12 protein-coding genes and 1 pseudogene are annotated in these 9,257 nt (G+C 35.0%); 1 reads left to right on the top strand and 12 read right to left on the bottom strand.

What is annotated here, in order from left to right:
• Positions 1-481: 481 nt before the first annotated feature.
• From ACIQXV_RS29560 to ACIQXV_RS29520, 9 genes are all read right to left on the bottom strand, one after another.
• A complete protein-coding gene (locus ACIQXV_RS29560; protein ID WP_402965902.1) occupies positions 482-1,033 on the bottom strand; it encodes a DUF6944 family repetitive protein in 552 nt (183 codons plus the stop codon).
• Between the two features lie 685 nt (positions 1,034-1,718).
• Positions 1,719-1,940 carry a spore germination protein gene (locus ACIQXV_RS29555; protein ID WP_402965899.1) on the bottom strand — a complete coding sequence of 74 codons (222 nt, stop codon included), beginning with the start codon at positions 1,938-1,940 and terminating at the stop codon, positions 1,719-1,721.
• Between the two features lie 211 nt (positions 1,941-2,151).
• The gene (locus ACIQXV_RS29550; protein ID WP_402965896.1) at positions 2,152-2,274 is read right to left on the bottom strand and encodes a YjcZ family sporulation protein; all 123 of its coding nucleotides are present in this window, start codon (positions 2,272-2,274) and stop codon (positions 2,152-2,154) included.
• Between the two features lie 927 nt (positions 2,275-3,201).
• Positions 3,202-3,300 (bottom strand): YjcZ family sporulation protein, encoded by a 99-nt coding sequence (locus ACIQXV_RS29545; RefSeq protein ID WP_402965893.1) that lies wholly within the window; start codon positions 3,298-3,300, stop codon positions 3,202-3,204.
• Between the two features lie 65 nt (positions 3,301-3,365).
• On the bottom strand, positions 3,366-3,479 hold the full coding sequence (gene yjcZ, locus ACIQXV_RS29540; RefSeq protein ID WP_402965890.1) for a sporulation protein YjcZ: 114 nt from the start codon (positions 3,477-3,479) through the stop codon (positions 3,366-3,368).
• A gap of 911 nt (positions 3,480-4,390) precedes the next feature.
• Positions 4,391-4,489, bottom strand: a complete 99-nt coding sequence (locus ACIQXV_RS29535) for a YjcZ family sporulation protein (protein WP_402965887.1) — start codon at positions 4,487-4,489, stop codon at positions 4,391-4,393.
• A 65-nt stretch (positions 4,490-4,554) separates the two neighbouring features.
• The gene (yjcZ, locus tag ACIQXV_RS29530; RefSeq protein ID WP_402965884.1) at positions 4,555-4,680 is read right to left on the bottom strand and encodes a sporulation protein YjcZ; all 126 of its coding nucleotides are present in this window, start codon (positions 4,678-4,680) and stop codon (positions 4,555-4,557) included.
• Between the two features lie 302 nt (positions 4,681-4,982).
• Positions 4,983-5,618 (bottom strand): GDSL-type esterase/lipase family protein, encoded by a 636-nt coding sequence (locus tag ACIQXV_RS29525; RefSeq protein ID WP_402965881.1) that lies wholly within the window; start codon positions 5,616-5,618, stop codon positions 4,983-4,985.
• A gap of 278 nt (positions 5,619-5,896) precedes the next feature.
• Positions 5,897-6,631, bottom strand: coding sequence for a class I SAM-dependent methyltransferase (locus tag ACIQXV_RS29520; RefSeq protein WP_402965878.1), 735 nt, complete (start codon positions 6,629-6,631; stop codon positions 5,897-5,899).
• A gap of 182 nt (positions 6,632-6,813) precedes the next feature.
• On the opposite strand from ACIQXV_RS29520, the gene ACIQXV_RS29515 reads away from it, so the two are divergent.
• Positions 6,814-7,071 carry a hypothetical protein gene (locus ACIQXV_RS29515; protein WP_402965875.1) on the top strand — a complete coding sequence of 86 codons (258 nt, stop codon included), beginning with the start codon at positions 6,814-6,816 and terminating at the stop codon, positions 7,069-7,071.
• 126 nt (positions 7,072-7,197) lie between these two features.
• Here the strand turns inward: ACIQXV_RS29515 and ACIQXV_RS29510 are convergent.
• The 3 genes and pseudogenes from ACIQXV_RS29510 to ACIQXV_RS29500 all read right to left on the bottom strand — a co-directional run.
• Positions 7,198-7,375, bottom strand: a pseudogene (locus ACIQXV_RS29510) (GNAT family N-acetyltransferase); the annotation flags it as partial.
• Between the two features lie 21 nt (positions 7,376-7,396).
• The gene (locus tag ACIQXV_RS29505; RefSeq protein ID WP_402965872.1) at positions 7,397-7,573 is read right to left on the bottom strand and encodes a hypothetical protein; all 177 of its coding nucleotides are present in this window, start codon (positions 7,571-7,573) and stop codon (positions 7,397-7,399) included.
• Between the two features lie 4 nt (positions 7,574-7,577).
• Complete coding sequence (locus ACIQXV_RS29500; protein ID WP_402965869.1) at positions 7,578-8,687, bottom strand: glycosyl hydrolase family 18 protein; 1,110 nt, start codon at positions 8,685-8,687, stop codon at positions 7,578-7,580.
• Between the last annotated feature and the right edge of the window lie 570 nt (positions 8,688-9,257).

Raw genomic sequence — 9,257 nt, 5'->3', positions numbered from 1 at the left:
TTCTTGACCACATGTTCTTACTATTCTTGTTAGGTTATTATAAATGGATATCTAGATTAGAGAAAAAAGCATCAGATATGTATAAGTAATGAATGTAATAAATTAATTCACTACTATGAAAGAACATAAAATGGATACTTTGTGGTTCTAATTTGATTCACATTGCTAATTAATCCCTCATATAACATTATAGTGACACCTTTTTTCCTTTTATAAAAATAATTCCTGGACAATGGGAGGAAAATTCATGGGAAAGTCTGGATTTGTCTCAGATAATACAAACATAAAATAAACAAGTGGAACCCCTAATCTCTTTTTTGACTCGAAGGATAATATAGAATTCGAAAAAGACGCTGATAATGTTATCTAGGCTCTTTGATGGTTCAAAGAAAAATCATAAAAAAGAAGAAATATCAATCTGTATTAATGGTATGATTTTTAAATTATAAATTATTTCAATTTGGTATCTAGAAAAGATATGCTAACGGGTAGGTTGTATTCCGTTTTCACTAAGAACTAAAGCTTGGAGAACAGCACCACTTGCTGCTGTCCAACTACCTATAAAATTAATGTACTCTCCATCTTTACCTTTAAGCTCAAGTATTCCTGATAAGGCTTGAAGGGAGCTACCTATTGCTTGAAGAATAGAACCAATTTTTTCGATATTTGCTTTCTCAAAATCACCAACTGATTCACTTAAAGAAGTTAAAAGATTACCAAAGGCTTGAAGTGAATTTCCGATTATCCCCAACTCTATTTGAATTTCTTTGCGGGACTTTATTAAAAGTCCAAGAACAACTGTTGAGTTACCAATGGATTGAATGATGTTTCCTATCTTATCTAAACTCTTAGGATTTTTGATACTATCGGCTATTAGTGTATTTCCTATGGCTTGCATGATATTTCCTAAAAGTGATAAACTGGTTTTAAATGTTTCACTAAACTTATATGAGGGTGCACTACTAATTGCATCAGTGACTGAGCCTATTGCTTGTCCCCAAGTGCCAATCAATTCTTCCAAATAGTTGTTCATGCTTTCGTCACCTCTGTAACTATCTTTATACATTTTATTTAAGTGACAATGTTTTTGTATCAATGTTTGTCCACATTTATAATAATAATCCTATCTTATTCAAGAAACCTGACCGTTAACTTAAAAACAAAAGACTGCTTTTATGGCAGCCAGTTATTTAAGGAAAGCCCCTTTCGTTTAGTTCATTTTTTCATAATCTTGCTGGCAATTATGTTTTTCATAACAAAAGCCACCAGTATGTCGGCAGCTTTGTTTTTAACAATTCCTTTATTTTATATTCCACCAAATATAGTGAAACTAAATAAATTCAAAGAATGGCTAACCCTTGCGATCTAAGATAAGGAATGTTAGTCCAAGCAGCAACCTTGTTATTGAAGTAAAGAACGCCGTTCGTTACATAATAAAAAGCCACCAAACGTGGCAGCTTATCTTAAGTATATAAATGTTGAATAACACTGGTCGAAGTCATTGAAGCATTTATTTATAAACTTAGCAATTGGATCACTCTGCAGTATTTCTTCCGCTGGGTAGCCATCAAAAAACTCTTAAAGACATCTATCCTCTTTCCAATAACACTCATTTTAAAACTGAAAAACCGAACAAGATTTTAGTGGATATAACTGGCGAATTATTAAGGTAAGGACATTATAAAGAAGCACTGGAAGGATCTAATTAATATATTTAGTTATAGGTTTCCACTCATAGGTTGGTCAATTAAATCAGCTTGTTCTTGTTCAGAAGAACTTATTACATTAATATTTACGACTATTGCACCAGTATTTGCAGATCCTGACCCTTGGTTACTTTTTGTTGAACTTTTAGGAGAAATAAAACCTGTATCTCCAAACTCTACGATAGCTCCTCCTCCTACATTATTAATTGAAACTGAGCCTATAAAAGAGGGCATTTTATAAACATCCTTTACTATTTGATGGATTCATACAAACTATTCCAGCCTTTTTCTGTGTAAATAAATCGTTCTGCCGCAATTTCGTCCTCTTGCGTAATAACCCTTCCTCAACCATCCTTCTACCTTTAGTTGTATAAGAACAGTTGCCTTTGATAGCTGCTGTTCTTACCTGACTCACCCAAATTCATACCGGTTGGTTTATTAAACATTAACAGAAACTAGCTAGTACGATAATCAACAGAATGAACAATACAACGATTAATACAAAGCTGCTACCGCCATAACCACCGCCGTAGCCATAACCACCATCTCCGCCGTATCCAAAGCCCATATTTATCACCACCTTTTGGATTTATGCGAAGAGAGAATACTTCTTCTATGTATATATATTTTTGGGGGATAAGGGTGGCTTGGACAATCATCATATAGTAGGAAAAAATCAGCGATTTTCCTAAAAATTTTTCTTGAAAAGAAAAAGAACGTCTGCAATACATGCAAACGTTCCCTTGGAGGTGTTACAATATGTCTGAACTTGTAGCATCGGAGGTAATAATAACATATGCATTCAGAATAAAAGTGACTGGACAAGTGTTGATTAAAATTAAAATTAAAATAGGCGCGAAATGTACAATATCAACCATTCTTGACCCCATACTCTTACTATTCTTGTTACGTTATTATAAATGGATATGTAGATTAGAGAAAAAAGCATCAGATATGTATAAGTAATGAATGTAATAAATTAATTCACTACTATGAAAGAACATAATTTTCTTATATTTTTTGTGGTTAGGCTCTGCTTCATGTTTGGCTAACGGGGCGATACTCCAAGTGGCGCTTTTTTATTAAGCTAACGAACGCCGTTAGTTTATTAAAAAAGCCGCCAATTATAGCAGCCTAATCTTAAAGTAAAAAACGCCTTATGTTTAATAACTTACAATTTGTTCAAAAAGAACAGTTGCTTATGATGACAACTGTTCTTTTCCGTAGGCTCATGGAAACACTGTTTAAATCAAGTGCTTAAAAGAATCTGCGTCGTCTTCTATCGAATTCAAAGCGTCTTCTTCTTTCAAAATCAAAGTCGAACGGGAAAAACTCTCTTTCAAAAGGGAAAAACCTTCTTCTTCTAAAGTCGTCTCGAAAAAATCGATCTCTTCGGTCAAATCCAAAAAATGGCATCCGATTCATCCTCCTCTCCTATCAGAAGTCTATTTGACAAAGGGCAGATTAACTTAACCTGCCCTTTGTTCCGTTCACTTTAGTAGCCGCCCATCATAAAAGAAGCTCCTACAATGATAAGGAGAATAAACAATACCACGATGAAAGCAATACCACGTTCTTCTCTCCGTTCTTCCATGTATAACACCTCCAGTTTTGGCTTAAATAGGATTTTACTCCGCCCAAATCATATCGGGTGGTTTATTAAACGAGGCTAGTCAGTACGATAATTAACAGAATGAACAATACTACGATTAACACAAAAGTGCTGCCGCCGCCATAGCCTCCGCCATAGCCTCCGCCGTATCCATATCCCATATTTTTCACCCCCTATTTATTGGAATATTCATAGGAAAATCAATCCTACTATGTATATATATTTTTTTAGGACCAGGTTTGCTTGGACAATCATCATATAGTAGGAAAAAATCAGCGATTTTCCTAAAAATTTTTCTTAAAAAGAAAAAGAACGTCTGCAATACATGCAAACGTTCCCTTGGAGGTGTTACAATATGTCTGAACTGGCAGCATCGGTGGTAATAATAACATATGCATTTAGAATAAAAGTGACTGGACAAGTGTTGATTAAAAAAAAAATAGGCACGAAATGTACAATATCAACCATTCTTGACCCATACTCTTACTATTCTTGTTACGTTATTATAAATGGATTTGTAGATTAGAGAAAAAAGCATCAGATTTGTATAAGTAATGAATGTAATAAATTAATTCACTACAATGAAAGAACGTAATTTTATTATATTTTTTGTGGTTAGGCTCTGCTTCATGTTTGGCTAACGGGGCGATACTCCAAGTGGCGCTTTTTTATTAAGCTAACGAACACCGTTTGTTTAGTAAAGAAAAGCCGCCAATTATAGCAGCCTAATCTTAAAGTAAAAAACGCCTTATGTTTAATAACTTTCAATTTGTTCAATAAGAACAGCTGCTTATGATGACAACTGTTCTTTTACGTAGGCTCATGGAAACACTGTTTAAAGCTTGTGCTTAAAAGAATGTTCGTCGTCTTCTTTCGAATTCAAAACGTCTTCTTCTCTCTAATTCGATTTCAATTTCAATGGGGAAAAACCTTCTTCTTCTAAAGCCGTCTCGAAAAAACATGTCTCGTCGACCGAATCCCAAAAATGGCATTTCATTCATTCTCCTGTCATTTCAGAAGTCTATATGACAAAAGGACAGATTAAACCAACCTGTCCCTTGTCCCGTACAATTTAGTAGCCGCCCATCATGAAAGAAGCTCCTACAATGATAAGAAGAATGAACAATACCACGACTAGCGCAAAAGGATTTCGTCTTTCTTCAAATTCCATGATTAACACCTCCTTTAGTTGCTTAAATATGATTTTACCTAGCAAAAATCATACCGTTTGGTTTATTAAACCAAGCTAGTCAGTACGATAATCAACAGAATGAACAATACAACGATTAAAACAAAAGTTGAACCGCCGCCATAACCACCGCCGTAGCCGTAACCGCCGCTATATCCACATGATCCCCACATATTTTTCACCACCTATTTGGTTATTTGAAGGAAAAACACTCCTACTATGTATATTTATTTTCTTAAGACAAGGGGTGATTGGACCAACATCATCGTGTTAGGACAAAATTAGCGATTTACTTAAACTATTTCTAAAAATGTGGCTATAGAACGCCGTTAGTTCATTAAGAAAAGCGATTCTTATTAAAGAATCGCGCCCGATTGTTGAATAACTTTATATGATGCTCAGCCTTTTGCTAGAAAAATAATAAGTAATAGCTCATAAAACAAAAAGGATTAGATTATACTTACAGCCTTTAGCCCTATAACGGGGAATATCCGAGCCTACTAAAAGCTAATGCCATTTGATAGTATCCCCTACTATTAGGATGAACTCCTCCTGATGATAATAAAACTTTTTCGTTCCCCTTAAATACACTATAGATATCAGCTACTTTAACATTCAATTCCCGACCAAAACTGTTAATCATTGAATTAAACGCTCTAATCGCCTCATCTGCTATAGGAATATCGATAAATGGATTGTATAAATTCATTAAGCGTAAAATATATTTATCTTGTTTGTCTAGATGGTGAATTTTTTCTAATATTTTTGAGATGTTATTCCCTGATTGTTTAATAGCATGAGATATACTTTCTTCGTTTTTATTTATTATAAATCCTTTAGCAGCGTTTATTAAATCATCGCCTCCAGCTGTTATCGTGATGATATTTGCACAATTTACAGCTTCCGTAACAATCGGGGCATTGAGCATAGTTAAAACATCCTCTGTCGTTGCTCCTGACCTTGCATATTTTTGATAAGAAATACGCTTTTTTAAAATTTGCTGGCTTAGACATCTGTAATATTCAACAAATCCAGGGTCCAAGAACAGAATACCTATACCCACAGTAAGGGAATCGCCTATCGCAAGATAACGTAAATGATTGGAATCCATATTTCACCTCAACTAATTAGTTATATTCTTATACTTTTCAGTAAAAGATGAATGGAGAAGCATTAAAAAAGAATGGGCAAACGATGCCTAGACAAAGGTAACAATTGTCGTCACAAAGAATCAATAAAAAAAATTATAATTACTTCTTAACTAATTTAAGCTGAAATATACACAGCTTAATCAATTAACTTGTATATTTCAGCTTTTTTAGACAACATAAAAAACCTCACTTACTTATGATACGGTTCACCGTAGTGTATATAAATGAGGTTTTTAATTTAAATCTTTACCGCTCTAAATACTCGATACCCTAATTTCTCCCCATAAGTAACTAGTAACCTTTGATGGGTTTCAATAACTTTATCAACCTCTGGATTTACATTTTCGAATTTTATATTTCCTGCGATTATTTCATTATCATCAAAATCATACTGTTCTAATGCCTCAAAAATAGAAGCCGATTTTACAATTTGGCATCTTTTGAATCCGGACTTTTGAATGGACATGAGCCATTCTTTCTCTGTTAAAATATCTTGTATTTGATAAAATTTCATCAACTCTTCCTTTTCGTTTCTTGACAACTTTTGTTCTGCCGTCATATCAATATTCAACAATACCCCACCATGCTTCAGTACCCGGAAATACTCACTCAGCACTTTAGAAATATTACCAAAAACGGTTGAAGATTCTGCTATGATGTAGTCGAAGGAGTTGTCTGAAAATGGAATATTTTCAATACTTCCCTTCACTGCATTTGCAGAAATTCTCTCGTTCAAAAATTTTTCCGAAGCTTTCTTTACCATTTCTTCATGGTTATCAATTGAATAAACCTTACAACGAAACGTTTTAGCCAAATACGATGATGTTTCCCCAGTACCACAACCTGCATCAAGAATGATCTTTTCGTTGTTAATTTTCTCATTTTCTAAAATCGCTTTTGTTAGTGACATTCCACCTGGATGTGCCCCATCTATTCCGTAATAGGCTAAAGCATCTTGATAAGAAATTTTCACAGCACCACTCCTCTAGTTTACAGGATGCTCCATCTTATGTTTAAAACCATATGAATGATACTTCTTACATGCAAAAACTGCTTTTCCACTATCGCCCTGTGCTGTTGACTACTCCAATAACAAATTATGGACATACCTTAATATAGTCAACATTACTTTTGTAATTAAGGAGGTGTATTAATATGTCAGCACACTATTATCATATTTGTAATCGAGGTATTGGGAGAGCAGTTGAAATTCGCACGCATGATGGAGGTGTTCATCGAGGAATTATTGAAAGAGTATCCCCAAATAGAGTATTCCTTCGACCATTTGGTGGTCCTCGCCGCGGATTCGGATATGGAGGATATGGATATCCTTGGGGCTTTGGCTTTGGCTTTGCAACCGGCATCGCATTAGGCGCAATTTTCACACTAGCTTTTATTCCATTTTTCTGGTGAGGAATAAAGGCTAGCATAACAAATATTTCATCCCTTTTTCTATTTACCATTAATTCCTAACTGTTTAGAAAAAATAAAGTTAACAATTTTAAAAGCAGGCTGATTGTTAAAAAGCCTGCTTTTAAAATTGATTGCGGTAATAAATCCAATTACTTGATTTGTATTATCATCTAACTCAATAACCACTTTACTGCTTTTTTCAGCAGTTTTAAGTGAGTTTCTGGTTTTGGTGGATTTGGCCAATCAACAAAATACCTTTTAACATATCAGAAGAAATACAATCGAGTGAATTCTTGTATATCATTATATATCAGCTCCTAGTGCACTAGGGCGTTCTTTCTTCTTCCACTAAACTGCCCGTTAGCTGAATAAGAAAAAGCCACCAAGAATTTTTGGCAGCTTGATCTTCAATTCTTGCCCTCGTTAGGTCAAATTCAAACTTTTCAATTCCATCTGAAGCATTCCTTGTTTTAGAACCCATATTCAAGTTTGGGATGACCATTCCATCACTTTTTTACTTTTATTTTCTCGGGTATGGTCGTCCAGTACATTGGGTCTTCTAAGCCAAGTCGCCAAATCCCGATTCCCTGTAAGTTATATTTTTCTACCAGTTCTAGCTTAAACCGCAGACTATGGCTATTCTCAAACCAGGCCTGATGGTTATGATGTTCTTCATCTGCATAACTGAAATAAGGAGTTTGCGAACGGGAGTCCCATGTCACTTTAGCTTTATATTTTGTTTTCTGATCCATTAACTGTGCATAGGAGCTATACAAAGCTTTGTCTGCTGTTGTATCCCAGTCCCATCCATAACCAGCGATACCGAGTAAAATTTTTGATGGTGGTACTCCCTGTTTCAAAGCATAACGAATCGTTGCTTCTGTCCAATCGACTGATGCTGTTGACCCGGGAGCTGTTCTTGGGTTGTGCTCATCGTATGTCATAATCATTAACCTATCTGAAAATAGACCAAGCTTTTCGTAATCAAACCACGGTGACCAGGGATTAGCACGGGAATCACCTGTGTTTGCCGGGACAGAAACCGTAACCACTTTTCCATCACGATGCAGTGCATCAGACAAATTTTTTATCAGCAGACTAAAGGAATCTCGGTCAGTCAAATACAAATTTTCCATGTCAATATTTATACCGTCATATTTAAACTGAATCATTTCATTACGAATAGTCTGAATGAAAACATTGCGGTTTTTATCATTATCGAGTATATTACTCGCTACCTGCTTACCCTTCTCCACGGTTTCATAAAAGAGATTATGTACAACCATATATACCTTTAGGTTTTTTTCATGAGCACTCTGAATAACCTTTCTCCTATGATCTGCTGTTACGGAATCTATAAGACTGCCTGGACGTTTATCGTCAAGCTTATACCAAAAGGGTGCAATGATGCTTAAACTGGTGAATTGCGAGTTAACTGTAGATTGAGACCCTGGAAACGTTCCTTCCCGTTCTGTGTAGAAACCTAATACCTCGCGAGGAGTTTTATTCGTACTGTCATTTTCGTCTTTTCTTTGTGACTGACTGCAGGAAGATATTAGTATAAAGACCATGCTTAAAGAAATGATGGTGAATGACCGATAACAATTTTTTGCCATAATACACCTTCTTCTAATTTGTATATTTCTTAAGTTGATTAGAAAAGTTGCAAAATATACACGAATGGACTTTCCCCTTGAAAGGGCCTCGGGAAAAAGACCACCACAAGTTAATTTACGTAGTTCGGTTTTGAAATACAAAATCGCATTTAGAAGGCATGTCAAGCATGATTGTATCCTTAACTTGACATAGTGGTATTTCAGCATATACTTCCAAGTGAATACCATAAAAAATATAAAACATTGGCAAACCGGCTATCCATAAAAACACCATTAATCAGACATGTAATTGTCCATAAATAGTATCTTCAACAAGCATGACGATTAAACGAGTTTCCTTTTGAACTATGTTAAACCCAATTTTTATAATAGGGTTAATTGTACTTCACTTGTATCAAATCAGACCATTCATCAACTCCCTGCCCCGTCAGCACTATAAGAAAGGTAATAGCCGCAGCCATCCCATCTTTAACATAAGCACCCGTTACTTTAAGTACAATATTTCACATTCTCCTTCATTATTGAGACCAAAAACGGTGATGCCTATAATAAGCATTGCATTAGTACTAC

It is taken from the genome of Neobacillus sp. NPDC097160 (assembly GCF_044762155.1).
Taxonomy (GTDB): domain Bacteria; phylum Bacillota; class Bacilli; order Bacillales; family Cytobacillaceae; genus Neobacillus.
This window is presented reverse-complemented; position numbering and strand designations above follow the sequence as displayed.

What these genes read in the sequence shown, in the direction of transcription:
- ACIQXV_RS29560 (WP_402965902.1), bottom strand. Translation starts at nt 1,033, where the DNA reads ATGAACAACTATTTGGAAGAATTGATTGGCACTTGGGGACAAGCAATA.
- ACIQXV_RS29555 (WP_402965899.1), bottom strand. Translation starts at nt 1,940, where the DNA reads ATGCCCTCTTTTATAGGCTCAGTTTCAATTAATAATGTAGGAGGAGGA.
- ACIQXV_RS29550 (WP_402965896.1), bottom strand. Translation starts at nt 2,274, where the DNA reads ATGGGCTTTGGATACGGCGGAGATGGTGGTTATGGCTACGGCGGTGGT.
- ACIQXV_RS29545 (WP_402965893.1), bottom strand. Translation starts at nt 3,300, where the DNA reads ATGGAAGAACGGAGAGAAGAACGTGGTATTGCTTTCATCGTGGTATTG.
- yjcZ (WP_402965890.1), bottom strand. Translation starts at nt 3,479, where the DNA reads ATGGGATATGGATACGGCGGAGGCTATGGCGGAGGCTATGGCGGCGGC.
- ACIQXV_RS29535 (WP_402965887.1), bottom strand. Translation starts at nt 4,489, where the DNA reads ATGGAATTTGAAGAAAGACGAAATCCTTTTGCGCTAGTCGTGGTATTG.
- yjcZ (WP_402965884.1), bottom strand. Translation starts at nt 4,680, where the DNA reads ATGTGGGGATCATGTGGATATAGCGGCGGTTACGGCTACGGCGGTGGT.
- ACIQXV_RS29525 (WP_402965881.1), bottom strand. Translation starts at nt 5,618, where the DNA reads ATGGATTCCAATCATTTACGTTATCTTGCGATAGGCGATTCCCTTACT.
- ACIQXV_RS29515 (WP_402965875.1), top strand. Translation starts at nt 6,814, where the DNA reads ATGTCAGCACACTATTATCATATTTGTAATCGAGGTATTGGGAGAGCA.
- ACIQXV_RS29505 (WP_402965872.1), bottom strand. Translation starts at nt 7,573, where the DNA reads ATGGTCATCCCAAACTTGAATATGGGTTCTAAAACAAGGAATGCTTCA.
- ACIQXV_RS29500 (WP_402965869.1), bottom strand. Translation starts at nt 8,687, where the DNA reads ATGGCAAAAAATTGTTATCGGTCATTCACCATCATTTCTTTAAGCATG.